The sequence below is a fragment of the Brevibacterium permense genome (assembly GCF_013280495.1).
Classification (GTDB): domain Bacteria; phylum Actinomycetota; class Actinomycetes; order Actinomycetales; family Brevibacteriaceae; genus Brevibacterium; species Brevibacterium permense.
This window is the reverse complement of sequence record NZ_JABSSX010000011.1, coordinates 15,121-40,707: the sequence shown is the minus strand read 5'-3', so window position 1 is coordinate 40,707 and position 25,587 is coordinate 15,121. Positions and strand designations below refer to the sequence as shown.

20 protein-coding genes are annotated in these 25,587 nt (G+C 59.8%); 5 read left to right on the top strand and 15 right to left on the bottom strand.

The annotated features are described in order from the left end of the window. Positions 1–307: 307 nt before the first annotated feature. From HK353_RS13575 to pheS, 4 genes are all read right to left on the bottom strand, one after another. On the bottom strand, positions 308–1,186 hold the full coding sequence (locus tag HK353_RS13575; protein WP_173156945.1) for a hypothetical protein: 879 nt from the start codon (positions 1,184–1,186) through the stop codon (positions 308–310). Positions 1,187–2,154: 968 nt separating this feature from the next. Beyond that, entirely contained in the window at positions 2,155–3,033 is an 879-nt protein-coding gene (locus HK353_RS13570; protein WP_173156944.1) for an SDR family NAD(P)-dependent oxidoreductase, read from the bottom strand. Positions 3,034–3,180: 147 nt separating this feature from the next. Further along, positions 3,181–5,766 (bottom strand): phenylalanine--tRNA ligase subunit beta, encoded by a 2,586-nt coding sequence (gene pheT, locus HK353_RS13565; RefSeq protein ID WP_173156942.1) that lies wholly within the window; start codon positions 5,764–5,766, stop codon positions 3,181–3,183. A gap of 1 nt (position 5,767) precedes the next feature. Next, positions 5,768–6,811 (bottom strand): phenylalanine--tRNA ligase subunit alpha, encoded by a 1,044-nt coding sequence (gene pheS, locus HK353_RS13560; protein WP_173156940.1) that lies wholly within the window; start codon positions 6,809–6,811, stop codon positions 5,768–5,770. A 180-nt stretch (positions 6,812–6,991) separates the two neighbouring features. On the opposite strand from pheS, the gene HK353_RS13555 reads away from it, so the two are divergent. Then, entirely contained in the window at positions 6,992–8,623 is a 1,632-nt protein-coding gene (locus HK353_RS13555; protein ID WP_173156938.1) for an acetolactate synthase large subunit, read from the top strand. 205 nt (positions 8,624–8,828) lie between these two features. Here the strand turns inward: HK353_RS13555 and HK353_RS13550 are convergent, their stop codons facing one another. The 3 genes from HK353_RS13550 to HK353_RS13540 form a co-directional block, all read right to left on the bottom strand. After that, entirely contained in the window at positions 8,829–9,641 is an 813-nt protein-coding gene (locus HK353_RS13550) for a DUF429 domain-containing protein (protein WP_245396018.1), read from the bottom strand. Positions 9,642–9,657: 16 nt separating this feature from the next. After that, positions 9,658–10,560, bottom strand: a complete 903-nt coding sequence (locus HK353_RS13545; RefSeq protein ID WP_173156936.1) for a polysaccharide deacetylase family protein — start codon at positions 10,558–10,560, stop codon at positions 9,658–9,660. A gap of 151 nt (positions 10,561–10,711) precedes the next feature. Further along, entirely contained in the window at positions 10,712–11,371 is a 660-nt protein-coding gene (locus HK353_RS13540; protein ID WP_173156934.1) for a pentapeptide repeat-containing protein, read from the bottom strand. Between the two features lie 253 nt (positions 11,372–11,624). On the opposite strand from HK353_RS13540, the gene HK353_RS13535 reads away from it, so the two are divergent. Together HK353_RS13535 and HK353_RS13530 are read left to right on the top strand one after the other, a co-directional pair. Beyond that, complete coding sequence (locus HK353_RS13535) at positions 11,625–18,035, top strand: P-loop domain-containing protein (RefSeq protein WP_173156932.1); 6,411 nt, start codon at positions 11,625–11,627, stop codon at positions 18,033–18,035. After that, the gene (locus HK353_RS13530) at positions 18,025–18,828 is read left to right on the top strand and encodes a hypothetical protein (protein ID WP_173156930.1); all 804 of its coding nucleotides are present in this window, start codon (positions 18,025–18,027) and stop codon (positions 18,826–18,828) included. The genes HK353_RS13535 and HK353_RS13530 overlap by 11 nt, the downstream gene beginning before the upstream one ends. 208 nt (positions 18,829–19,036) lie before the next feature. On the opposite strand, the gene HK353_RS13525 is transcribed toward HK353_RS13530, so the two are convergent. The 4 genes from HK353_RS13525 to infC all read right to left on the bottom strand — a co-directional run bounded on the left by HK353_RS13525 (position 19,037) and on the right by infC (position 21,525). Beyond that, positions 19,037–19,858 (bottom strand): TrmH family RNA methyltransferase, encoded by an 822-nt coding sequence (locus HK353_RS13525; protein WP_173156928.1) that lies wholly within the window; start codon positions 19,856–19,858, stop codon positions 19,037–19,039. 191 nt (positions 19,859–20,049) lie between these two features. Then, a complete protein-coding gene (gene rplT / locus HK353_RS13520) occupies positions 20,050–20,439 on the bottom strand; it encodes a 50S ribosomal protein L20 (RefSeq protein WP_025779787.1) in 390 nt (129 codons plus the stop codon). A gap of 128 nt (positions 20,440–20,567) precedes the next feature. Beyond that, positions 20,568–20,774, bottom strand: a complete 207-nt coding sequence (gene rpmI / locus HK353_RS13515; RefSeq protein WP_166823808.1) for a 50S ribosomal protein L35 — start codon at positions 20,772–20,774, stop codon at positions 20,568–20,570. Between the two features lie 100 nt (positions 20,775–20,874). Continuing rightward, entirely contained in the window at positions 20,875–21,525 is a 651-nt protein-coding gene (gene infC, locus HK353_RS13510) for a translation initiation factor IF-3 (protein ID WP_229664191.1), read from the bottom strand. 278 nt (positions 21,526–21,803) lie between these two features. Here infC and HK353_RS13505 point away from each other — a divergent pair, with 278 nt between their 5' ends. Further along, positions 21,804–22,175 carry a DUF1844 domain-containing protein gene (locus HK353_RS13505; RefSeq protein WP_173156926.1) on the top strand — a complete coding sequence of 124 codons (372 nt, stop codon included), beginning with the start codon at positions 21,804–21,806 and terminating at the stop codon, positions 22,173–22,175. Positions 22,176–22,396: 221 nt separating this feature from the next. Here the strand turns inward: HK353_RS13505 and HK353_RS13500 are convergent, their stop codons facing one another. The 3 genes from HK353_RS13500 to HK353_RS13490 all read right to left on the bottom strand — a co-directional run bounded on the left by HK353_RS13500 (position 22,397) and on the right by HK353_RS13490 (position 24,057). Beyond that, positions 22,397–22,759, bottom strand: coding sequence for an ArsR/SmtB family transcription factor (locus HK353_RS13500; RefSeq protein WP_173156924.1), 363 nt, complete (start codon positions 22,757–22,759; stop codon positions 22,397–22,399). Then, positions 22,759–23,229: an SRPBCC domain-containing protein gene (locus HK353_RS13495; protein WP_342589931.1), complete on the bottom strand. Its 471-nt coding sequence runs from the start codon at positions 23,227–23,229 to the stop codon at positions 22,759–22,761. The genes HK353_RS13500 and HK353_RS13495 overlap by 1 nt, the downstream gene beginning before the upstream one ends. Positions 23,230–23,364: 135 nt before the next feature. Next, on the bottom strand, positions 23,365–24,057 hold the full coding sequence (locus HK353_RS13490) for a TetR/AcrR family transcriptional regulator (protein ID WP_173156922.1): 693 nt from the start codon (positions 24,055–24,057) through the stop codon (positions 23,365–23,367). A 136-nt stretch (positions 24,058–24,193) separates the two neighbouring features. Here HK353_RS13490 and HK353_RS13485 point away from each other — a divergent pair, with 136 nt between their 5' ends. Continuing rightward, entirely contained in the window at positions 24,194–25,129 is a 936-nt protein-coding gene (locus HK353_RS13485) for an NAD(P)H-binding protein (protein WP_173156920.1), read from the top strand. 72 nt (positions 25,130–25,201) lie between these two features. On the opposite strand, the gene HK353_RS13480 is transcribed toward HK353_RS13485, so the two are convergent. Continuing rightward, complete coding sequence (locus tag HK353_RS13480) at positions 25,202–25,576, bottom strand: VOC family protein (protein WP_173156918.1); 375 nt, start codon at positions 25,574–25,576, stop codon at positions 25,202–25,204. Positions 25,577–25,587: the final 11 nt, after the last annotated feature.

Below are 25,587 nucleotides of genomic sequence, written 5' to 3'. Positions count from 1 at the left end.
TGAAGTGCGGTCGCTTCCAAACAAGAGGACAGATCGGTCACCGCGAACTAAAAATATCGCACCGCGGGGAACGGCAACGAGATCTCAGCGAACAATTTGTAGGGAAGGTGCATTCGGTAGCACCTTCTCTACAATCTCGTCGCATGAAGCACCAAGGCCGTCATTCATTGGTTCGCTGAGACCAGCTAGCTGGTTCCACCAAAAGCCGCTCGCCTACGAGCCGCCGACTCGTCCTAAGCCTACTTGGCGACGATTACGGATTGCATTGTGACCAAGGAGCCCTGCAATAACTTTCCGCAAAGCAGACCTAAACCGGGTCTGCAGCGATCCTGAGACTGTCCGAAGTACGCTCGATGAACCTACGAGTCGATTCTATACGCGATTTAACCTGGACAGCCTGGCGATTAAGAATGACCTGCTCATACCTCGATGATATTTTCGGGAATACCAATGGCAGCAAGACCACAGAAGTCCAAACAAAAACCACAGCCAACAAATCCCCGAGATATTCAATTTCAAAGAAATGGGTACTTAGAGTTATTTGGGAGAAAATAATCAATATCACTGTCAAGGAACTAGCGAAGCGCATCAGATTGAGACTGACTTTGCCCGAGGCTCTGTTGTCCCATTTATACAAATAGAGCTGGTAAAGAATATAGGCCAACACAAACCCGTAAATGAGATCAAATAGCATCACCGCAAATAGACCATCAAGCTCCATGCCGTTCATCAGCAGGGAGAGCGCTCCAATCAACGTGAATCCAAGAGACAGCAACCCGTGAAAGAACACCATGAACACGTCAGGTTTGAAACGGGCTCCAAGTTGCGGGACTCGTTCCTTGGCCCGCAACCATTCCAATATCTCGTATGATTCGCGGATACTTTTACCCTTCAAGTAGTCTCCTCTAACATGGAAACCCGCGAGGAATCCACATATGAAGAATCCCATGAGATTCGATGTAAAGACGTATGCTGGACCGAGCCTAAATCCCGCATAAACTATAGTGGACAGCTCAGCGCACAGCAGCATGCCGAAAATGACCGATAGCACGAAGTTGATCCAGCTAACATGCACACCGAGCACCTCGAACTCCACCGCATCTGCACCGCGAGATCCGATCCGATTCGAGCCAGCGACTGCATACAGAGCAATTGCTGCCGCAATTATTCCGAACGTTAATGTCACAAACAACGACTGGTCATAATAGAATGCTTTCTCTATTACGCAATGAATTTCAGACAGTAGATGTTTATAGTTCCCGCCCGACGGTCCCGAAAAAGCAAAAGGAATGAAGAAGACTACTGAACCGGACAGGAATATAGATAATACCAGACTTGTGACGACTCGACGCTTGGCCGATGACTCTATTTCTATCTGAGTCGACCTTTTAGAGTTCTTCATATACTACCCCACCCTTAGTATTATCCTAAATAGTCGACACCCGAAATCTAACGTGTTGCCCCATAGCACCTTGTGACTAACTTGCAAAGTATCACATCTCAAAGATGGCTCCGTGTCAAGTTACTGCGCTAGCGACAACGTCGTAGATCCGCGCTGTCTACCTGCCAGAATTGGCCTGAGCCGTAGAACCTTCTCAGAGCAAAGCTAGAATGGGCTTTGGTTTCAATGACGTCTGGGGTTCGCAATGTCCACTTCACGGGCTTTCGTTTACTGAGAGAGCTGTTTCTATTCCAGCCGGGAGAGTTGCGGTTCCACGATTCTCAGGATCGTTATAGCCGCGTAGGCCGATTGATACGGCGGAGAACCAGACCAAGTTGCTACAGATATGGAAATTCAGTTTGCTCGGGATGCAGGCTTCTACTGCCTCACGTCGTCGAGGTTCTATGGCCGTCGTTCGAGCTTGCTAAATCTAATTTCGATCGTGCGTGGGTGGGTTCTCGCCCGCCCTCGCACACTTGCGACTATGCGTTCAATCGTCGGCAGCAGCTGTGTACGATTCGCCAGCACCATGTATTCCTTAGAGAACGCGGCGCCCGAGTAATTAAAGACTGCTGTTGAACGAGAAGAATCAAACACGCGGTCCCGTACAGTTCGGCTTAGCGCAATCGCTTCGGGAGATATCTCCTTCTCAATTACGTCTGAACTGCTCAGTATCTAATTGAATCTCGAAGTCGCCCGACAATGTAGGCGTCTTAACCGAGGAGGAGCCTCCGAGTCTCATTCGACAGTCCAGCTGCCTCGGCGAGCAGCGACTCCTCCGTATCCGCACCGGCGCGAACATACCGTCCGGTGAACGCATCCAATGTCCCCGAGGCCAAAGCCACAGCCAGATCGGTGACCTGCTCGGGTGAGGTCCAATCATCACCCTGACGGAAATCGTGGACGGGCATCGACTTCGTCATGGCTGTCTCGACGACGCCCGGCGCCATCTCGAAGATACGCAGTCCCTTGTCATGCCCGAAATGAACGACGGAATCAGCGATGCGGAATAGTGCTGCCTTCGACGCCGAGTACACGGCGTACGCGGGAGTCCCCTGCGCTCCCGACCCCGAGTTGAGGTCGATGATGCGGCTGGGACGGCCGGTCGCCTGGGCGCCCGCCATCAATACGGGTGCAAAGACGTTGATCATGAGCGCGACGCCGAGCACGTTCGCGTCGACGACGCCCTTGAGGCTCTCCGGATCGGCGTCCCACAGTGGCCCTTCGGTCGACTCGATGCGCCCGGCATTGTTGATGAGCACCTGCAGGCGCTTCCCCGTCGATTTCTCGAGCTCAGTGACAGAGTCACGCAGCTGTTTCACCGCGGTGACGTCATCGGTGCGCAGACCGACACCGGTCACCGTTCCCCCGGTCGCCTCAGCGATCTCTTCAGCCGCAGCTTCCGCCTTCTCTGCCGACGTCGCCGTGACGATCACGTCGTAGCCGGCCTTTGCGAACGCCTCCGACAGGTGGCGTCCGATTCCGCGGGCACCGCCGGTGATTAGGGCGATCGTCTCTGATGGGACCGCAGTCGCTTCTGATTCAGTATCGCCAGTAGGCAGGTTCGTTCCGTAAGGCAGCTTCTCGGACATGTCAGATCTCCTCGCGAGCGATGGGGTGCAAATGGTCGGTGGTATTGCTTGCTGTCTGAGTGCGCTCTGCCGCGATGCGCTGAGCAGATACAACAGAACCCGGTCGAACCACTGTATCGGTCGACCGGGCGCTGTGACGCACTGTTCTCAGCTGCGGACTTCCGCGCCGTGACGCTCGGCGGCCAGCTTCGTCGCCGCTTCACGCATCGCCGAGGCCTCATCGGCCTTGAGCGTACGATCCGGGGCGCGGAACGTCAGGCGGAACGCCAGCGACTTCTTGCCTGCGGGCAGCTGGTCGCCGGTGTAGAGGTCGAAGGTCTCTAGCAGTTCGAGCTCCTCCCCCGCACCTTCGCGCAGCGTCGCGGCCAGAGTCTGCGTCGGCAGCTCGGCATCGACGATGAGGGCGACATCCTGACGCGACACCGGGTAGGTCGACAGCGCTCCGTCCCAGGCACGCAGATCCTCTTGAGCCAGTAATGCGTCAAGATCGATCTCGAATCCGACGGTCCGTGCCGGCAGGCCAAGGTTCTCGCACACCTTCGGGTGCAGCTCACCGGCATGGCCAAGAGTCTGCCCATCGGCGAGGACGAACTTCGCAGCCCTTCCCGGATGCCACGGGGCGATCTGGTCGGCCTCGACGGTGACCTCGAGCCCATTGACCGCAGCGATCCGGCGGACGGTGTCGATGACGTCGGTAGCCTCGGCCTTGCGGCCCTTGCCCCAGACGCCGGGCATCTCGGCGTTTCCGGAGATGATGCCCGCATAGTGGTAGGGCTGGGCCGGCACCGATGCGTAGATCGCCTCGAGCTCGTCTTCGCTCGGGTGGTATCCCGGCAGGTGACGCGGTCCGGGACCCTCAGGCAGACCCGCCGAGGTGGACACCAGTCCCGCCTCGAAGAGTGCGACGTCCTTCGCCCCGCGGCCCTGGTTGCGAACGACGAGGTCGACGAGAGTCGAGAGCAGGGTGGTGCGCATGAGCGGCAGGTCTTCGGACATCGGGTTGGCCAGGCGCACGTGCTTGCGGCGCACATCATCGGCCTCGAGCCGCAGCTGATCGTCCCGTTTGTCGTTCGTGAACGGGTAGGACAGCACCTCGGTGAACCCGTCGGCAGCCAGCAGATTCGAGATCCGACGCCGCGCTTTCTGCGCGGTGGTCAGTCCGTTGCCGGCCCGAGCGGCGGGCTGAACGGACGGAATCCGGTCATAGCCGCCGGTGCGGGCGACTTCCTCGATGAGGTCGACGTCGTCGGTGATGTCCGTGCGCCAGCTGGGCACGGTCACCGACACGGTCTCCTCATCCTTAGTCGACACTGTTGCGCCGATGCCCTCAAGAAGTGAGGTCACCTCGGCGATCGAGTAATCGATGCCGACCAGCGAAGCGACGCGGGCGACCTTGAGGTCGAGCACGGTCGGCTCGGGAGCCTGACCGACCTGCGTGGTCGCCGGGCTGAGCGTTCCGCCGCCGAGTTCGACGAGCAGGTCCGCGCAGCGACGAGCCGCCACGGGAGCAAGCTTCGGGTCGACTCCGCGCTCGAAACGACGCGAGGCCTCCGAGGACAGCTTGTGGCGACGCGAGGTGCGAGCGATCGAGATCGGGTCGAAGTGAGCGGCCTCGATGACGACGTCGGTCGTCTGGTCGTTGACCTCGACGTCGGCGCCGCCCATGACTCCGGCCAGGCCGATGATCTTCCCGCCCTTGCCAGAAGCACCAGCACCGCGGTCGGTGATGAGCAGATCCTCGGCATCGAGCGTGCGCTCGACATCGTCGAGAGTCGTGAACTTCTCTCCCGCACTCGCACGACGGACGACGATCTCGTCGCCGAGCAGCGAGGTGTCGTAGGCGTGCAGCGGCTGTCCGAGTTCGAGCATGACGTAGTTCGTCACGTCCACGGTCAGGCTGATCGGGCGCATTCCCGCCTGCTGCAGGCGACGCTGCATCCAGAACGGGGTCTTCGCCTGAGGATCAAGACCGGTGACCTGCAGGGCAGTGAACTGGTCACAGCCGACCACCTCGTTGATGGGGTTGTTGTCCTCAATCGACACCGGGAAGCCATCGTCGGTGGCCGCATTGGTGGGAGCCACCTCGGCGGATCCGATGTCCGTGAAGGTCTGGCCCTTCATCTGCGCATATTCGCGTCCGATGCCGCGCATCGACAGCTGGTACCCGCGGTCGGGGGTGACGTTGACGTCGAGGGTGACCTGGTCGAGGCCGAGCAGCGCGATCGCGTCATCGCCGGGCTCACCGGTCAGCCCAAGATCCGACAAAACGATGATGCCGGAGTGATCCTCGCCGAGCCCGAGCTCCTTGGCCGAGCAGATCATGCCATCGGACTTGTGACCGTAGGTCTTGCGAGCAGCGATCTTGAAGTCACCGGGCAGGACGGCTCCGGGCAGGCAGGCGACGATGAGGTCGCCGGGCACGAAGTTGTGCGCACCGCAGATGATGCCGCGGCTCGGGCGCTCCTCGCCGGGTTGCGGGTCCTTCGGATCGTCGAGATCCTCGTTGTGTTCGGGTCCGACGTCGACGCGGCACCAGTTGACGGTCTTACCGTTCGAGTGCTCTTCCTTCACCAGTTCGAGCACGCGACCGACGACGAGGGGGCCGGTGATCTCGGGTCCGAAGAAGTCCTCTTCCTCGAGACCAATAGCTGCGAATTCGGCGGCGAGGGCATGGGGATCGGTCTCGGCTGGGAGATCGACGTAGTCCGCCAGCCAGTTCAGTGGGACGCGCATATCAAGCCTTCATTCCGAAACGGGCCGAGAAGCGCACATCGCCTTCGACCATGTCGTGCATATCGTTGATTCCCTCGCGCAGCATCAGGGTGCGTTCGATGCCCATGCCGAAGGCGAAGCCCTGGTAGACGTCGGGGTCGATGCCGGCGGCGCGCAGCACGTTGGGGTGGACCATTCCGCAGCCGCCCCATTCAATCCAACCGGGGCCGCCGACCTTGTTGGGGAACCAGAAGTCCATCTCCGCGCTCGGTTCGGTGAACGGGAAGAAGCTCGGGCGCAGGCGGGTCTTCGACTCCGGGCCGAACATCTCGCGGGCGAAGCCGTCGAGGGTGCCCTGCAGGTTAGCCATGGTCAGGCCCTTGTCGATGGCGATGCCTTCGATCTGGTGGAAGACCGGGGTGTGGGTGGCGTCGAGCTCATCGGTGCGGAAGGTCTTGCCCGGGCACACGACGTAGAGCGGCACGCCGCGTTCGAGCAGGGACCGCGACTGCACAGGTGAGGTATGGGTGCGCAGGACGAGGCCGGCCTCAGGTGGGTCGACGAAGAACGTGTCCTGCATCTGGCGGGCCGGATGGTCGGGTCCGAAGTTGAGCGCGTCGAAGTTCAGCCATTCGGATTCGATCTCGGGTCCTTCGGCGACTTCCCAGCCGAGGCCGACGAAGTAGTCCGCGGCCTGTTCCTGGATGAGGCTCAGCGGGTGGCGAGCGCCGAGGCGACGCCGATCGGTGGGCAGGGTGACGTCGATGGCCTCTTCGATGAGCACGGCCGCATCGCGTTCGGCTTCGAGTTCGGCCAGGCGTGCGTCGTGGGCCTGCTTGACCGCTCCCCTGGACTTGCCGACGATCTTGCCGGCGGCGGCCTTATCGGCCTTGTCGAGTGAGCCGATGGATCGGTTGGCGAGCGCCAGCGGGGCTTTGTCGCCGGTGTGGTCGATCTTCGCCTGTTTGAGCTCGTCGAGAGTCGTCGCATCCGTGAATGCTTTGAGCGCCGCGTCGACGGCCTGCTTCACGGCCGACTCGTCCAAGGGGTCGAGTTGGTCTGTCATCAATGTCCTTTTGTCCGTACTTGCCCGCAGCTGAGGGGACGTCGTTTCTCTTCGCCTGCCAGTCTATCGTCTCCCCCGGCAGGGCCCTGGTCGGGTCCGCTGGGTGGGTGGGCCGCCTCGGTGACGGTTGTGTGGGGTCGATCATAGGGATCGAACCGCGTGAGGCGTAGGGTCGGGCACATGACGACACAACGTGCATCAGATGTCATGGTCAGGGCCCTGGAGAACGAGGGCGTCGAGCGGATCTTCGGCATTCCCGGTGAGGAGAACCTCGACTTCGTCGACTCCCTGCGGAACTCATCGATCGAACTCATCCTCACCCGGCATGAGCAGGCTGCCGCGTTCATGGCCGCGACCTACGGTCGGCTGACGGGCAAGCCCGGTGTGGTGCTCACGACCTTGGGGCCGGGCGCGCTCAACCTGGCGACCGGGGCCGCGTACGCCCACCTCGGCGGGATGCCGGTCATCATGATCACCGGTCAGAAGGGCATCCGCACGGCCGAGCAGGCGGCGTTCCAGATGGTCAACACGGTGGCGACGATGGATCCGCTGACGAAGGTGAGCAAGCAGATCACCTCGGCGGCGATGATTCCGACGATGGTCAGGGAGGCGTTCCGTGCCGCTCAGGCCGAGCGTCCGGGACCGGTGCACCTCGAGCTGCCCGAGGACATCGCCGGAATGCCGGTCGAAGGGTTCGAGCTCATCGAACCGCATACGAACGGTCGTCCCGTCGCCGGGGATACGGCGATTGCGAACGCCGCGAATGTCATCAAGGAGGCGAAGAACCCGCTGCTCATGCTCGGTGCGGATGCTTCCCGGGCCTCCTGCAGTGAGGAGCTGTCGCGTTTCGTCGCCGAGATGCGCATCCCCTACGTCACCACGCAGATGGGCAAGGGGTCGGTGTCGGGGTCGTCGGATCTGTACATGGGCACGGCGGCCCTGACGTCCGGTGACTACGTGCACGACGCGATCGATGCCGCCGACGTCATCGTCACCATCGGTCACGATACGACCGAGAAGCCGCCGTTCACGATGGATGAGACCGGGCCGACCGTCGTCCACATCGGGTACCGTCCCGCCATCGTCGAGCAGGTGTATTTCCCGCAGTTCGAGGTCATCGGTGACCTGGGTCCGTCCCTGGATAAGCTCGCCGAGGCGCTCGGCGGTCCCGTACCCACCGCCGAGGCGCTCCTGCCGATGCGCGATGAGATCCTCATCAAGATCCACGAGGGAGCCGATGAGGATCGGTTCATCCCGCAGCGGATCGTCCAGGAGGTCCGTGACGTCGTGCCGACCGATGGGATCGTGGCCCTGGACAACGGAATGTACAAGATCTGGTTCGCCCGCAACTACCGCACGACCAGGGCGAACACACTGCTGCTCGACAATGCTCTGGCGACGATGGGCGCCGGGCTGCCCTCGGCGATCGGGGCGAAGCTGACCTATCCGGAGCGTCGGGTCATGGCCGTGGTCGGCGACGGCGGGTTCATGATGAACAGCCAGGAGCTGGAGACCGCTGTGCGGTTGGGCCTCGATCTTGTTGTGGTCATCCTCGAGGACAATGCCTACGGCATGATCCGGTGGAAGCAGGCCGCGGACGGATTCCCCGACTTCGGGCTGACCTACGGCAACCCGGATTTCGTGAAGTACGCGGAGTCCTATGGGGCCACCGGCACCCGCGTCGAGGATGTCGACAGCATCAGCGACGCCTTGGAGAATGCGTTCGATGCCGGCGGTGTGCACGTCGTGGTCGTGCCGATCGACTACTCGGAGAACAAGCGCGTGCTCATCGACGAGCTGGGACAGCGGTGAAGCACTGTTTGCGGCGACGCATCCGGCCTGGGTCGAGCAACTGATTGAATGCCGCGGTCACGTATCTTCACGATTCTGCTGGGGATCTCCACGCTGTGCGCGCGGGGATCCCTCGGAGAGATCGTGAAGGCTGTACTCCGGGACCGGCCGATCGATTCACTGCTCTGGACAGTCCCGAGGGGTTAGCGAACGAAGACTAGCCAGGTCAATCATTTCGAGGAACCCAGATCCAACCTTCTCTTCGCGCACTCGACTTCAATTCAGCGGGAGCCGGCTCGCATCTGCCCAGATAGGCTTCCAGTGCGATGATGGCGGCCAGCACTGCGTCCAGCGCATTGTCATCGGCGACGCAGAGGTCTCTGTGCCCATTCCACTCCAAGTTGGGAAATTTCGCGGACAGGTCGTCAACCAATTGGTGCCGGACTTCAGAGTTCTTCTGCCCTTTGTAACCACGATGTTGCAGGCCCCACGCTTTCAGCGCTGCCGCAGGATAGACCTCATAGACGACACCTGACCCGTCTCGGGCGACTGAGACGCCCTCTGCCCTCAGGTGTGCCTCAATACCGGCCCAGCGCATTGCCGCATAAGCAATCCGCTCAGTGGCCACGCTCAATGGCCAGACACCGGTGCAGCGTTGGATGGACCGATCAGTCTCCCTCAGCGCCAGCTCCCGTCTCCATTCGCGGTCGGTGGTCACCGGCGCGGACAGATTTCCACTGGCGTGGTCGGACACGAACTCGACGAACTTCTGTGGCCAGCCAAGAGGCACATCGATACCTGTCCGACCTGCCTGAGTGATTGCATTCCGAATCGCATGATCATCAGCGCCGAGGAGAAGTTCGTCAATTGTCATTTGCGTGTTGAGCGATTCCCGCTCGCCAACGTTGAGTATGGCGAGGCCAGTGCGGTCCGCCTCGGCTGCGAGGTCGATTCCGGCAACTCTCATCCCGACCTTCTTTCCATGCGTCTTCACGGGGCTATCGGCCCGCTCCACCGAGGTACCGACGACGGTTGCCAATTGCTGACCAGTGTTATCAGTACGCTGGTGGACGCTCAGGTGACTCGAACGGATAGCGTGCCCGGAAGTCATCAGCGATCTCGCCCATGGTCACGATCTTCACCCCGTCGTGCCCGCCGATGTAGTCCAGCAGACGTTCGAGCATGAGCAGCACCTGCGGGCGGCCGGACACGTCCGGGTGGATCGTAATCGGAAAGATCGCATAGTCGAGTTCGCGGTAGACCCAATCGAACTGGTCGCGCCACAAGGTCTCGATATCGCGGGGTTTGACGAAGCCGTGGCTGTTCGGGCTGCTCTTCACGAACAGCATCGGCGGCAAGTCATCGACGTACCAGTTCGCGGCGATCTCGACGAGGTCGATCTCCTTGCCGTGTTTGAGCGGCTTCATCCACGTTTCCGGCGACTGCGAATAGTCGATCGGCGTCCATTCGTCGCCGGCGATGGAGTAGTACGGCACGAAATCCTTGTGGCTCTGGCTGTGGTCGTATTCGAAACCGAACTTCTTCAGCAGCTCAGGTGTGTATGCGCTCAGCTCCCACCATGGGGCGACGTAGCCGCGTGGCTGGCTGCCGGTGAGGTTCGTGATGAGCTCGACGGACTTCTCCATCACGATGTCTTCCTGACGGTTCGTCATGGCGACGGGGTTCTCATGGCTGTAGCCGTGGGCGCCGATCTCATGTCCGTCGTCGTGCACCATCTTGCATTGGTCCGGGAAGGTCTCGAGCGAATGTCCGGGGATGAACCAGCTTGCCTTGAGGTCGCGGCGTTTGAGCATCTTCAGGAGCCGGGGAACTCCGATTTCGCCGGCGAAGATGCCCCGCTGAATGTCCGAGGGAGAGTCCTCCCCACCGTAGGAACCGAGCCAGCCTGACACCGCATCGATGTCGATACCGAGTGAAACGAGAATTTCTTTGGCCATCTTGCGCATCCTCCGTCGATTCGAAAGTGAGAACGCGGACTCGCTGCGGGCGAATGCCGCGATGCTGTGAGTCTTTCACCGAAGCGTGATCTGCGCAATAGGTGTCTCACCTGGTCAGAGACCGTGCTACTCCGCTAGTAAGCTCCCGTGCTCACTCCACGGTGATGCCGAGTTCTGAGGCGAAGAGTTCGGCGAAGATCATGAGCTGGGTGTCGTCGATGGTCGCTCCGCGCAGAGAGTGCACGCCGGAGATCTTGCGCGGTTCCAGTCCCCGGATGTCGACGTTGCCGAGGGTGGCTCCTTCGCATTGGAAGACCCCGACGCTGCTGCCCGGAAATGCGACCCGGCTGACTTTCGCTCGGTCGAGGTCGACCTCATCGATCTTGCAGTCGCGGAACTCGACATCGGTGAGCTTCGACCCACGCAGGTTGAGATACGAGATGCGGCAATTGGTGAATCGCACCTTCTCCCACACGCTGTCATAGACAACGCCAGCCCCGATTCTGGTGCCGCTGATCTGCGTGTGCAACAGATTTCCACGGGGCATAGTCCACACGTCGGCGCGGCAGTCCGTGAACTCCGTGCCGGAGATCCGGGCTCCGGTGAGGTCGATCGGCGCCTCGGCGTCACCGTAATTGACGTTTGACCATCGGCAGTCGAGGAACGTTGCTTGGGTGGCGTCCGCCTCGGCGAGGTTGAGGTCAGTGAACTCCATCCCTTCGAGGAACTCCTCTGGACCGATATCGCCGAGGTAGCCCTGGGCAAGCTCGTCGAGGTTGATTCTCGGTGTTCGCGGCGCTGTAGGCACCATGCGCCCACCTTAACCGCTGTAGGCTGCTCTGACAGTCTTCTGCCGCTCCCCGACTTTCACGCGAGCTACTAAGGAGTAAAATTCCTCAACCGAAGATTACACTACACAGCTCCTTGACAAGACGTTACCTTGTCTCCGCAACTGGATATACTCTTATTTGATGGAGGCACTGGTCTCTGAGTATTTCTAATTCGACTGGCGGTGTTAGCAAAGTGAGACTTACCCTGACTTATCTGGCACGGTTCAGGCCACTATGACTTCGCCTGCAGATGTCCGACCGAGCCGGGATGGAGACCAGTTCCACTACACATGGGCGGCGCGCCAGGCGCTACGTTTGCTCGACGCAAATTCCGGACTCACCGCCCTTTACGTTGAAGCGGTCGATCCAAGCGAACATCCCACGAAGGGCGAGCCGGATCGCACTGATTCTGACTGCTCCTCAGCAGGGACGGGCGACGAAGTAATTGATCTCGCTGAGTACTGGGGCTCAAACGACATCGACGAAGCCAACAAAATCATCTACCGACAATTCAAACATTCCACAACAAGGCCGGATGCCCCCTGGACCTTCTCGTACCTGTCTAAAACACTCGTCGGCTTCGCGAAAAAGTACCGCACACTCCAGGCTCGCCATCCAACCGCCCTAAATCGGGTCAGGTTCGAATTTATCTCCAACCGCCCGGTTAGTGAGTCGGCTCGGGATGTAGTCGACGACCTCAGACGCGGTAGGGAATCAATAGTCGCTAACTCAGTGCGCCAGAAATTGGCCGATCTTCTGTCCCCCAACGACATTATTCACCTCGTCAACCAATTGGATGTAGACCTTCAGGCACCCACGTTATTGAGGCTACGTTACCTACTGGAGACCCGGGTCGCCGGATTGCTCCCTGGCGCGCCAGGTGACCAAGCACTGTTATTGAAAGAGATGATCTCCAGCCGTGCAACGTCCATCACTGGCGAGCAGCCCGCGGTTTACCGCGAAGATGTTCTTGCCGCGCTGAAAACATCAGAAGACCAGTTGCTGCCTGCACCAAACCTCATTGAAGTTCCTGCCTCAACACTGGCCAGACGCCAATTTGCCCAAATCGCTGAGTCGGTACGCGCAGCGGAGGGTAGACCCCTTGTTATACACGGCCCGGGCGGAGTGGGTAAGAGCGTCCTGTCTATGGCGCTCCGTGAGTTCGGTCCATCTGGTAGCGAGGCACTCATCTACGACTGCTTCGGAAACGGTTCGTATAGGCGCCCCAGTGCCGCACGCCATCGGGCCAAGCAGGGCCTAGTGCAATTGTCTAACGAGCTATCTGCTCGAACCCTGTGCGATCCGCTTGTCCCTTCGGCGACAGCAGATGACGCTGATTATGCGCGCGCCTTCCTCTGCCGGCTCGAAACTGCAGCCACAACCATCGCAACGAAATCACCACACGCACTACTTACCATTGTGATTGATGCGGCCGACAACGCCGTGATGATGGGCGCTGATGAGGGGGAACGTTCGTTCATCATTGGCCTGCTGCGTGAAAAACTCCCTCCAAACGTAAGGCTAGTCGTCACGTGCCGCACCGAGAGGCGTGACCGGCTGGAACTACCGCCGCAACATTTGGAAGTACGACTCGAAGGGTTCGATCTCGCGGAGACTCGAGCACACCTCGAGCAAGCCTTCCCCGGCTCGTCAGAGGCAGATGCCGCCGAATTCCACTCTCGCACAAGTCATAACCCCAGGGTCCAGGCCACCGTGCTAGAAGCGACCACCACCACTCAAGAAGCGCTTGACTGGCTAGCGTCTAATCCTGTCTCCGCTGACTCTGCCCTCGACTCCATCATCGAACGCCAGATAGCCGAAGTCCGCGACAGCTACCACAATAGCGCCCCCGAAATCGACCAGATTTGTGTTGGTCTGGCATCTCTTCGGCCGATGATTCCGGTCAGCGTTCTTGCTGGACTGTCAGGGATCGATGAGTCCCTCGTCCTCAGTTTTGTCACAGACCTGGGTCGGCCCCTCCTAATCGATAGCGGGACGGTCCAGTTCCGCGATGAACCAATCGAGTCCTGGTTTCGCGAACACTATCGTCCCACAGGTGGACAACTCGACGAGCTCCTGACGCGACTTATGCCCCTCGCCGATAGCGACGCGTACGTTGCAGCATCGCTCCCGGCCCTACTTTTCGAGGCGAACCGGTTCGACGAACTGGTACAACTCGCGCTTTCGGACAGAGCATTACCTGACAACAAACTTCCACTTGACCAGCGAAATGAGCTCCAGCGGCGAGAGATTTCGCAACAGCGGACGAAGTTCGCGCTCAGCGCAGCTCTACGCGGTGACCACGTCTCCGCCGCAGCCCAACTGGCACTTCGTCTCGGCGAACTCACAGCGGGCAGAACTAGGCGGCTCCAACTCATTTGCGATAATACCGACCTGTCCGCTCAGTTTCTCGATCCTCGAGTACTTGAACAACTTGTAGCCACGCGCGCTGTCATGAGCGAGTGGCCGGGCTCGAACCTATTGTACGAAGCCGCGCTGCTGGCCGGCGCGCCCGGTCAGTCCGACCAAGCGAGGAACCGTCTTCGCAGTTCCGTGACCTGGGTTCGAGCCTGGACACAGCAAGCTGCGAGAGACCAAACGGAATCGCACGTAAGCGCCAAAGACGTCATGCAGATCGCTTGGGGCCTGCTCAATACCGAGGGACCCACCACGTGTATTGACTACCTTCGACGCTGGAAACCACGAACGCTCGCATTCGATGTCGGCGTGCTTGTCGCACGACGTCTAGCCGACGCGGGCCGCGAGACTGACCTCGAGGCTCTGGCGCTCAGCGCCCGCGGAAAGTACACAAAGTTCGCCATCGCTCAAGTGTGTGCAGAACGAAACTTGGTTATGCCTGCCAAAATAGTCTCGCATCTACTCAAACCGGTGTTGAAGAGAACAAAGCCCGTTCGGCCAAGCCAGCGAGCCGACGAAGTGTGGAATCTACCCTTCAATCAGCTAGTTCATGAGGGCTTAACTGCCGTAATTTGGCTACTTACCCGCGCGTTAGCCACTCAGTTGATCTCGACAGACGATGCCCTCAGAGTCCTTGACCTCTATTTGCCGGACGATTTGGGCCACCGGACAGGTGAGTGGCACCATCGAGACATTTGGCAACCAATTCTAGGGTTCGCGCTACAGGCTAGCCTAAAGGGTCGAAAGCTCACCGCCACAGAGATCGAAGGCCCAGGCGTCACCAAAGCTCGCAATCGTAAGCATTTCGAGTCATCTAGGTCATTGAAGGCTTACGAAGCCAATGTGGAGCCTCTAGTGGGTTGGGCAAATCTGTGGATTGAGTTGCAACTAGAGCCGAGCTCTAAGCTACTCTCAGAGTTCTACGACAAAGCGAAAACGTTCCTGAATCACGACGACAAGTATCGGTACCACGACGAGCAGACAGACCTTGTTCAATTGAACATTGCTGTGTCGGTTATTTTCAGTGTACTTGCAGAATACCCTACAAAGCTTTCGAGCGCTGAAGTCATCGCATTTTGTGAACGCAACCGCAGAAGTCTATGGCGCTCAACAATGATCTTGCTAGTTCAGTGGACATCAGCGACAGAGGAGCTTAGCGAGCTGGCAACGAAGCTAGCACGACAAGTTCACTCAGACGTGCGTGCGGCGCGGGAAGACGCACGAGAAAAAGCAAACGACCTGGTTCTCCTCGCACGCGCGATCTACCAGATGTCGCGGCACGAAGCCGAGGTTCATTTTCAGGCAGGCCTCGACGTCGCCAACGCTATCGGGGACGACGTTTGGCCGCGGTTCGACGCGTTCCTCGAAATCGCCAGACTCACGGGAGAGACCGGCCAGGACGACCCCGGTCGCGCGTACCGGGTAGGACAGATATCGGAAAACCTAGAGGAGTACTTAGGCGACTATCTCGACCATGCGCGAGTCATTCGGATCGCCGCCGGGCTGAGCGTCCCCGAGGCGCTAGCGTTAGCCTCACGTTGGAGGGACAGGCGAGTCGCACCGATTACCAGTCTCGCCGAGCCGTTCTGCATTGAACCGTCCAACGTGCTGGTAGATGACCCGGCCCTCACAATTGCCTTGTTGCCTTTCTGCAATCGACGCCCCTCGATCGACACTCTCGCCGAAGTTCTCAAATCTTCCACGCTGCCGGCGGCACCAACAATTGTGGCCTTGCTCCGGCTTTGGCGGACCGAACGACCGCAGAAGGTCGAACTTGACCGTGCGCTCGAAATACTCGGTGCGTCTAGGAACAACATCGACGACATCGACCCCACGCTACTATTGCATTGCGAGGTGGCTGGGGAACCGCCCGAAAATCCAGGCTCCAAGGTATCTCACGTGTCCCCAAACTTTGTAGACGTCGACTTCGCCTCGGTCGAGGGTTGGGCTACGGCACTCGACCGAGTTCAGAGGCTTTTCGAAAGAGAAGCTCTATTTGATTTCCTAGCGTCGGTCGGGTTCAGCGCCCCAATCATCGAGGCCTTCGGAAAGTGCCCGACCGTTGATGTGTGGCATCTCTCCACGTTGCTTGAGAGATTGGAATCCGCGTCTCTCTCGATGAGTGCACAAAACGCCCTAGATGTCGCGTTGACCAAGCTGCTCGGCCGGCTCAGTTCTGACTATCTCTTGGTGTCCTATCGGTCGCTCGACAACGCCCACCTACAAGCACTCACCGGTCGGGACACTGATTATGGACTATTCGCTAGTCGTGCTCTGGCGGATCGAACGTCGTTCGAGCCAGAGGAGGCATTCGCACTCGCCGTGAATTTGACCGCCCGCCTCACCTCGGTAGAACGCCTCGGCATATTTGACGTCGCAGCCAGCCTGTTTAACGATACGGCTCCTACGCATTCGTTCGATGGCATTCATCCGAAAGGCATAACCGAAAACTGTGATGACGTAACAGCAGTTGCCTGTCTGATCTGGAACGCGCTCGGCGACCCCTCGCCCGCGACAAGGTGGCTCGCAGCACATGCCGTCCGTCTTCTCTTGTCGGTCGAAGCCTCGCACCTTGCCAAACGGTTACATGAAGTGGCGATGGGCGATTCTAATTTAGCCGCGTTCAGGGACCAGCGCTTACCATTTTACGAGAAGCACGCTACGCAGTGGTTAGTCTTTGCACTTTCCCGAGCCTCGCTCGAAGAGCAGTCATTACATCGCGTCGCGATGTTCGCGCCGCTATTGCAGAAGCTGCTAGGGAGTCCCCCTCATGCGGTGATCAGCCCGCTGGCGAGCGAGGTGGTCCTTCGTCTTCAACGCAGGGACATGATTCCCGCGGAACTAGGCTCGAGTTCACACCTGAAAACCGTAGGTCGGCCGATGGAAGTAGTGCGCCGGTCCAGTAGATCCGTCGGACTCGAGGTCGGTTCATTTTCTGAGTTATACAACCTAGTGCAATGCGACGCTAGCTATCATGCGCTTGATGACTACGCTGACGCCCGACCTGCGGGAAATAACCGCAATGATGAGGGTTCAAACGAGGACACAGTCGAAGCCCCGTTCAACTTCTTCTTTGACTTCCGCGCATACTGGTGCGAGCCTTTGGGCCGAGCATTCGGCCTAACCGGCGCTTCAATCGAGAGACTCGTCAGTGAGGTGCTCATCGAGCATTGGGGGGTCACATCTCGAGGTCAAACGAAAGACGACCCCCGACACGAACTTCGACTCTACTCACAAAATACGTATTCGATGAAGTCTGATTGGCCCTCCGAAGAAGACCTAGATTTTTACCTGGCTGTCCAAGGACTATACGAGGTCGCTGGCCTCCTGCTCCAAATTCTTCCGGTCAAGCAGACTTATGAAGAGGACGAAGAGACTGGAGAGACCGAGTACTCACGTTTTCTCTCCGATCATGTCCTAACACGTGCCGACGGAAGATGGCTGTCCGATCGAGCGGATCCGATTCCTCCCCAGGCGAAAGTCATTGATGAGTCGAATGCAGTCGGCTCGTCGCGCACCTACCGGCCCTCGTGGCCTTGTGAGGTCAACGACACTATGTTCTGGGACGAGTTGCTACCTGAGCCGGAACGTCTGTCGATTTCTGTTCATCGGTCGTTTCACGACTACGGTGGCAATGAGATAGTCCAGGTAAATAGTGCCCTGGTCGCACCCGCCACCGCGCGGTCACTATTACGAGCGCTACGAACCGCACCGGATGTGAACGCTTTCCGTATTCCAGAGGCCGCAGATCGTGATTTCACATCGACAGTCGACGGATTCGAGCTCACTGGCTGGGTCGAGGAGCGCGGTTACGCTGAAGGTATCGACTCTTTAGACCCTCGGGCAAGGGGTGCACACTATCCCCCACCGCGTCCTTCAACTGCTGTGAGAGAACTCGCCGCGCTCATTCCAGACGCAGACATGCGTGTTTGGAGAGATGAGAAAGAGCGGATTGTTTTGGTTTCCAGCATCTGGGCCGACTCCGACGGCAGAACTGGATCGTACAACAACACCGGCCACCAGATACTCATCGACCGATCGAGCCTCTCTGCATTACTCCAGCAATGGAACAGATGGCTAATCGTCGAAATTCAGATTAGACGATACGTCGATTCCAGCGTGCATCGTACCCACGACGTCAACAGCAATGATGCGCATGAGCCAAGCCAAGTACCACGCACAAAATACTTTCTCATAGACCTTGCAGGGGGAATCCATGATCAGTGAGAGCGACCCGGTCATCGAGCTCGGAAAAAGCCTAGCTAATGCACTCGACAACAGCGATATTATCGGACGATGGATGGCGCACCACATCGCGGATCTCATAACCAGATCCGAGGCCCAGCCCGATGATCAGGATCTTGCGCGGGAGACGCGTGAGGTCATCCTGAAGCTGTGGGAGCACAAGGCTGGGGGCCGTTTTATTAGGACCCCGTTTGAGTACGTTCAGCCAATCCTCGCAGCACTTGCACGGCTTGAACCAGATCCGCCGCCGTGGGCTCATTTCCGTACCTTTCCTGCCAGGGACCTACCCTCAAACGACGACCTTTCGCACTACCCCGTTCTCGAGGCGGCAGGGGACATGGATCGGGAGTTCGGGCACCTGGTGCGCATGGCTGTCGCGTTTGCCGGTCGGGCAGCCTTAGAACGCGAGGAGCCCTGGGTAGTTGCGGCTACTGAAATTGGTGGAACTGTGGTGGACGACGTGCTGCAACGTCTTCAGAAACACATCCGCTCCTATCGTCTCGTAAAAGGGCAGTTTGATTTTCCCGGATCGGCGGGAGACCTGTTCAACTCGAATATCGACGAACATGCAGAGGACACTCGACCCTCCCAAACAGCCGACTACCAGTCATTAGAAACAGAGGAAGAACTTCTCGCAGATGCCCTCAAAACTGCGATTTCTCGATGTTCTGATCTGCTCAAACGTCTTGATCGTTTAGTATCTATGCCCGATGCCCAGGACGTACCACCGACATCCGAGTCAGATGCTCAGCTAAACGAGAACTCGTCCAGTTGAGCTAGGTTAAGACGGTAGTGTCTCGAGAACGTTTCAATCTCGAGCTGGCTCGTCCCGCGAGAAGCAAACACATCGTAGTCGACTATTTCGCAGTTGTCGTCCTGACCGCTTGTCCGTCACAGGTCCGTCAAATTAGCTACTACTGGGAGCTATAAACTTCTTATCTCCGATGATAGGACGTCGAAAGCCGCCGCTACCGAGTAGCCCCTCACATCCGCTGGTTGCGGGCACTCTCGTAGATGCAGACTCCGGCGGCGGTGCCAAGGTTGAGGCTCTCGGCCGAACCGTAGATCGGAACTGCCACGGATGAGTCGCACAGCTCCAGATCCCCAGCGCTCATCCCCCACGCTTCGTTGCCGAAGACCCAGGCGGTCCGTGCGGTGAGATCCAGCCCAGTGTCCCATGGGTGGTGAAGATCGTGGGCTTCGTCGTTCGCATCGGCGGCGAGCACCTGCAGGCCGCGGGCACGGGCCAGTTCGGTCACCTCGGAGAGTCCGACTCCGGTGACGACGGGAATGTGGAAGAGCGAACCGGCAGTCGAGCGCACGACCTTGTCGTTGTAGACATCCACCGACGACGATGTCAGCACGACGGCATCGGCGCCCGCAGCATCGGCCAGGCGAATGATCGTGCCGGCATTGCCCGGATCGCGCACTTGCGACAGGACGACCACGAGCTGCGCTTCCTTGTCGAGCACGGAGGTCAGCTCCACGTCGAGCGCCCTGCACACGGCCACGACACCTTGAGAATGCACCGTCGATGCGAGCTCGGTGAGCACCTCGGGAGTGATGATGCTGCACTGCATACGCCCGTGCTTGGCCGTGGAGAAGAACGAGGAATGCTCCTCAGCGGCCTCCTCGGTGATGAACAGCTCAACGACGGAGCCCTTGCGCGCCAAAGCCTCACGGACGGCCTGCGGACCCTCGACGAGGAACTGCCCCGTGGCCTTGCGATCACGACGCTTGAGCAGCTTCGCGGCGTTCTTGATCCGCTTCGACTGAGGTGAGGAGATGACGTCAGGGAGTTTCATGAAACCGTGTTCTCGATCCGTTGAATGCTGAAGTGGAAGAAGTGGGTGCTGATGAGACGGTAGCTCAAACGGGGACCAGGCAGGCCCCAGCAGAAAGACCGACGGCCCCGAACCTGCAGTTCGGGGCCGTCGTCGATCACCGAGGCGATCGGTCAGTCACTTAAGTGACCGGAGTCTGAATAAGACGCTGCTCAGGCGGCGTCGGTCTTCGCTGCGTTGACGTCAGCAGGAAGAGCATCCTTGGCGACCTTGACCAGGTGCGCGAAGGTGGCCGAGTCGTTCACGGCGAGCTCGGCGAGCATGCGACGGTCGACCTCGACTCCAGCGGCCTTGAGGCCCTGGATGAAACGGTTGTAGGTCATACCGTTGGCGCGGGCGCCGGCGTTGATGCGCTGGATCCAGAGACGACGGAAGTCGCCCTTGCGCTTGCGACGGTCACGGTAGCTGTAGACCAGCGAGTGGATGACCTGTTCCTTGGCCTTGCGGTACAGGCGCGAGCGCTGTCCGCGGTAGCCGCTTGCCCGGTCGAGGATGACCCGGCGCTTCTTGTGAGCGTTGACCGCTCTCTTCACACGTGCCACGTGTTACTCCTTTAGAAAGTTCGTATCTGCCGGCGATGCCGGACTCTGGTTCAAGCTATGGGAGCCGCTTTCGACTGCCCCTCGGAGATCCCGGAGACTGTCCGGGAAAGAAAGACCCGAAAGGGGTCTCACCTGCCCTTGAGCTTGCCCAGAAGCTTGCGGGCTTTGGCGCGGTCGCCGCCGACGATTTCCTGGTCGGTGGACACACGGCGCTTACGAGCCGAGTTCTTGCCCTCGAACTTGTGCTGGTTGTTCACGCCTTCACGCATGATCTTGCCACTGCCAGTCACGCGCATGCGCTTCTTGGCGCTGCTGTTCGTCTTCTGCTTCGGCATAGTGCCGTTCTCCTTTGCAATTCGTTGCCCGCGTCAACCGCTGGCAACTACTTCACACGCACAGACCAGGACGGACCTGGAACGCGACGTACTTAATTTCTCACGCGTCCGGGCGAGCTGCGTTCTTCTCTGCAGCGACCCGATCGCGACGGGACTTCACCTCAGCGGACTTGCCCTTGGCATCTGCTGATGCTTTCCGAGCCTCCGCCTTGGCGTCAGACTTTGACTTGTGCGGGGCGATGACCATCACCATGTTGCGTCCGTCGACTCGCGGTGAGGATTCGACGGAGCCGAGGTCGGACACATCCTCAGCCAAGCGGTTGAGCAGCTTGATGCCCATCTCAGGACGGGACTGCTCACGTCCGCGGAACATGATCATGACCTTGACCTTGTCGCCGCCTTCGAGGAAGCGGGTGACGTGGCCCTTCTTCGTCTCGTAATCGTGTTCGTCGATCTTGAGACGGAAGCGGATCTCCTTCAGCGCAGTGTTCGCCTGGTTCTTCCGGGCTTCTCTGGCCTTCTGGGCAGATTCATATTTGAATTTTCCGTAGTCCATGAGCTTGGCTACGGGTGGCTTCGCCTGCGGGGCTACCTCGACGAGGTCGAGGCCAGCTTCGCCGGCGAGATCGAGTGCCTTGCGAATGGCAACGATACCGACCTGTTCACCGTTGGGTCCGACCAACCGGACCTCGGGAACCCGAATCCGGTCATTGATGCGCGTCTCGCTGATGTGTTCACTCCTTTTGCTCAAATGTGGTCGTGACAACGAAAAAGGCTCCCGTTGACACATGCCAAGGGAGCCTGCACACACGAGCAGTACGGTAGACGTACGTTCGGTGAATACACCTCGATCTGCACCCGATCAGACTATGCCTGACGGACAGATCTTTGGACCCGATCGCTCTTCGCGATCAAGGTGGGAGACAGACTCCGCTTCGCACCAGCTACCAGTGTACTACGCTTCATGACTCTTCGCACATCGAAGCCCTGGTGTGATTGCCGCATTGATTTATATGTCAAGCTTATGGCATGAGTTCTGAAGAATCTGTTCCCCCCGAGGCGATCGCCGACGTTACGCGCGACATCGCCGAGGTCCCCGCTGTCGAGGTCATCACCTCCAGCGCCGTCCACCTCATGTCCGCCGCCGCCGTCAAGTGCGGCCTGGCCGAGGACACCGCCGAAGGTCGCGGCGCCGACCTCCAGGACCTCGACGAGGCCCGCAAGCTCATCACCGCACTGGCAGGTTTCGTCACAGGTGCCGCCACCGTCATCGGCGACCACCATGCCCGCCCGCTGCGCGATGGACTGCGCAGCCTGCAGCTGGCCTTCCGCGAAGCTTCGGAATACCCCGACGCCCCCGGCGAAGGCCCCGGAGAGAAGTTCACCGGCCCCGTCCGCTGACAACTCCCCCGCCGACCGCTCACGCAACGGCCCTCGATCATCGATCGGGGGCCGTTGTCATATCCTCGTTAGCCGAGGCGGCCCCCGACTACCCGTCGGTGGCCGCCTTCGTCTATGGTGCAGTCGATAGTCATGGAAGATCGCCCACCGGGTCCGCCGAACCTCCGGTGCAGCGTATCGACTATGAGGTGCGGTCGAGGTTTGAAGCACTGTCGGACGGATCAGGGATCCTCACCTGTTTGCTCTGCCTGCGCCTTGACGTCGCGGAGGCGGCGATCCCATCCTTGGGCGACGATACCGAGCAGATCGGATACTTCGCGGATCTGCGACGGACTCACCGAGTGCACGCGGCGGGATGATCGGGTCGTCGAACTCACGATTCCTCCGCTCTCGAGAATCCGCAGCTGCTTGGCCACGGCCTGTCGGCTCAGCCCGAGATCACGTGCCACGGCGCCGGCGTCGTCGGGCGACCGGGACAGCCGAACCAGGATGCGGCGTCTCGTGCGGTCGGCTAGCGCCTTAAAGACGAGATCCGCTTCACCCGACAGCAGTCTGTCCTGTACAGAATCGCCCGAAGAACTCATCACGCGGACTCGGCGAGTCCCCTCGCCACCACGAGCTCTTCGACCCAACCCTCGGCATTCTCCTCAAATCGCCGTCGTCGCTCGGCGACATCGTCGCTGACCTGAGCGAACCCACTCTCACGGACGGTGAGCAGGACGCCCTGGCCTTCCGGCTCGATGGTGAATTCGATGGTGTTGCTCGGAAAATCCTCCAACGACCCAGGTGTCCCGCCGAGCCAGCGGAACACCGCACGACGAGGCGGATCGAGCTCTTCCGTACCGATGGCGAATTCGCCGACGTTCGGGTCAACCACCCGAGAGACACCACCCTCAGAGCTGATGTCATGGTTGGTGTAGGCGCCGTCATTGATGAACCAGCCGGGCTCGCTGATGATGTCCCACACCGTTTGCGCGTCGGCGTCGATGTGGATGCTGCGGACGATCTCGTCGGGCACATCATCCGCAGCGATGGGTACGTCGTCCTCGGTCACAATGGTTCCTCTCGTCGGTGAGATCGGCACTGGGCCGCGTTGCCGACGACTCTATCTCGCACCCCGCCAAAGTGCAACCATTCAGTTGCACTCGCATTCATCGATCCGCCGCCGATCCCCACCCCGCCCCGCGGGTCACGCGCCGAGGCGGCCGACCACTCCAGACATGAGATCGTCTTCAACGTCGCCGAAACCCGGCCCGAATTGGCCGAACCGCAGACCGTTGATCAGCCCGATGACAGCAACCCAGATCGTGATGGTCTCCAGGATCACGGAGTCGTCGTAGTCGAGTCCGAGTTCGTCGAGACCTCGCCGCAGCGGCTCGAGCGTCGCGCTCAGCTCCTGAACTTCGGAACTCTGCGCACCCTGAGCCGAGCCAGCTCCGTTGGCCGCCTCGGTGTCGGTCGTTGACTCCGCCACCAAGGACGCCAAGGCGATCATGATTCGGGTTCCCGGCACCACGGTCTCCTCACGGGGCGCCTCATAGCCGGCGATCGGGGTGCCGTAGATGAGCGCCCACCGATTCGGATGGCTCCTCGACCAGTCAAGCATCGTCAGCGCCAGGGTCTCAACACTGCGATGCTCGGCCAGCGCTTCATCGACGGCATCGGCGATCTGCGTGAAGGCATCGCGGATGAGAATGGTCAGCAGCTCATCACGGCTCTTCACATAGCGGTAGACCGCGCTGGAGACGACCCCGAGCTCTCGCGCGATCGCCCGCAGCGACAGCCCGTCGACTCCGTCGTCGTCGACCATCCGGTTGCCGATCGCGGTGATCTGGGCTTCCGTCTCGATTCGGGCTCGCTGTCGTGGAGTCGTCTCTGTCATGACTTCACCCTACGATCCGAGAGCAAAGATAACAACAGTGAGCACTGCTCTTGCATTGTCGATGCATGCGGCCTACGCTGAATTCCGAGAGCACCGCTCTCGTTTACCGCGTGGAGAGATCGAGAAAGGATCCGTCATGAAAACAGCACTCGTCATCGGCAATGGTCAGATCGGGTCGGAGATCGCGGCGCAGCTCATCGCGTCAGGCACAGATGTCCGCATCGCCACCCGCTCAGGCAGCGGTCCATCCAGCACTCCCACCCACCTCAAGGCCGATGCGAGTGATCGCGCCCAGCTGGCCGAGGCCGCTGCGGGAGTCGATGCGATCTTCGCCTGCGCACACGCTCCCTATGACAGTCGGAAATGGGAGCAGGTCCTCCCCCGCCTCGATACGGCGATTCTCGACACCGCCGCAGACCTCGGCATCCCCGTCGTCTTCCCGGAGTCGGTCTATGCCTTCGCCGGACTCGACGCCCCGATCATCGAAACCTCACCATTCGCTCCGGTGGAGGAAAAGGGACGAATTCGGCAGCGACTCATCGAAGCCCGTGAGGCTCACGCAGCGACCAGTGCGAGCGTCGTCGCCGGGGACCTGCTCGGCAGAACCGCAGAAAAGTGGTCGTCGGTCGTGCGGATGTGCATCACTGAACCGATTTCCGCCGGGCGTCGGTCCATGGTGCCGGCACGGACAGACGTCCCACATGGAATCACTGTCATCGCCGACCACGCCGCCGCAATGATCCAGGCGGCAGAGGACCTGAAGTCTGTCACCGCGGGGACGCATCAGCTGCGGATCGCACCGGCATCAAATCCGACACTGGCCGAGATCGCCGACTTCACCGCTGACCTCTTGGGGAAGAAACACAAGCGTCCGGTATCGGTGCCACGCTGGACGACCCGTGCCGTCGGTGCTTTCGAACGCTCCTTCTATGAGCTCAACCAGTTGGCACCGATCTGGTACGAACCCTGCGTCATCGCCTCCAGCGATTTGGCCCAAACAGTCGGCACGACCGACTGGCGCGAAGGCGTACGGCAGATGCTCGGAGGCATAAAGGTCGCGAACGACCTCTGACCGCGGAATTCCGACAGTAATCCGCAGAACTGCATGGTCGTTTGCTGCTTCTGTCACCGATTGGGTTGGGACTCAGTCATGGAAGTCGTCCGGCTCCGCGGGGATGCGCTTCGCCATGAGACAGAACTTATTGCCGTCCGGATCCGCGAGAACATGCCAGCTTCCTGACGGCACGACATCAGTCTTCGTCGCACCCAAAGCCATAAGTCTTTCGAGCTCGTCCGCCTGGCTGCGGTCAGTCGGACAGAGGTCGAGATGCAGACTGTTGTCCCCAAACGAATCACTTGAACGCTCGAAGAGAATAGTCGGCGCATTCGACGCTCCGGAGATCGCGACACCGGTTTCGTCAGTGGCCGTCACCTCGTATCCCAGTGCTTCGCACCAGAATCCGCTCAGCCGAGCCGGGTCCGGGGTTTTGACGACAAGGTCCCCGATTCGACTCACCATGGGCGATCGAA

What these genes read in the sequence shown, in the direction of transcription:
- HK353_RS13525 (WP_173156928.1), bottom strand. Translation starts at nt 19,858, where the DNA reads ATGAAACTCCCTGACGTCATCTCCTCACCTCAGTCGAAGCGGATCAAG.
- HK353_RS13535 (WP_173156932.1), top strand. Translation starts at nt 11,625, where the DNA reads ATGACTTCGCCTGCAGATGTCCGACCGAGCCGGGATGGAGACCAGTTC.
- HK353_RS13485 (WP_173156920.1), top strand. Translation starts at nt 24,194, where the DNA reads ATGAAAACAGCACTCGTCATCGGCAATGGTCAGATCGGGTCGGAGATC.
- pheS (WP_173156940.1), bottom strand. Translation starts at nt 6,811, where the DNA reads ATGACAGACCAACTCGACCCCTTGGACGAGTCGGCCGTGAAGCAGGCC.
- HK353_RS13480 (WP_173156918.1), bottom strand. Translation starts at nt 25,576, where the DNA reads ATGGTGAGTCGAATCGGGGACCTTGTCGTCAAAACCCCGGACCCGGCT.
- HK353_RS13530 (WP_173156930.1), top strand. Translation starts at nt 18,025, where the DNA reads ATGATCAGTGAGAGCGACCCGGTCATCGAGCTCGGAAAAAGCCTAGCT.
- HK353_RS13500 (WP_173156924.1), bottom strand. Translation starts at nt 22,759, where the DNA reads ATGAGTTCTTCGGGCGATTCTGTACAGGACAGACTGCTGTCGGGTGAA.
- HK353_RS13490 (WP_173156922.1), bottom strand. Translation starts at nt 24,057, where the DNA reads ATGACAGAGACGACTCCACGACAGCGAGCCCGAATCGAGACGGAAGCC.
- HK353_RS13540 (WP_173156934.1), bottom strand. Translation starts at nt 11,371, where the DNA reads ATGGTGCCTACAGCGCCGCGAACACCGAGAATCAACCTCGACGAGCTT.
- pheT (WP_173156942.1), bottom strand. Translation starts at nt 5,766, where the DNA reads ATGCGCGTCCCACTGAACTGGCTGGCGGACTACGTCGATCTCCCAGCC.
- HK353_RS13555 (WP_173156938.1), top strand. Translation starts at nt 6,992, where the DNA reads ATGACGACACAACGTGCATCAGATGTCATGGTCAGGGCCCTGGAGAAC.
- rpmI (WP_166823808.1), bottom strand. Translation starts at nt 20,774, where the DNA reads ATGCCGAAGCAGAAGACGAACAGCAGCGCCAAGAAGCGCATGCGCGTG.
- HK353_RS13505 (WP_173156926.1), top strand. Translation starts at nt 21,804, where the DNA reads ATGAGTTCTGAAGAATCTGTTCCCCCCGAGGCGATCGCCGACGTTACG.
- HK353_RS13545 (WP_173156936.1), bottom strand. Translation starts at nt 10,560, where the DNA reads ATGGCCAAAGAAATTCTCGTTTCACTCGGTATCGACATCGATGCGGTG.
- HK353_RS13570 (WP_173156944.1), bottom strand. Translation starts at nt 3,033, where the DNA reads ATGTCCGAGAAGCTGCCTTACGGAACGAACCTGCCTACTGGCGATACT.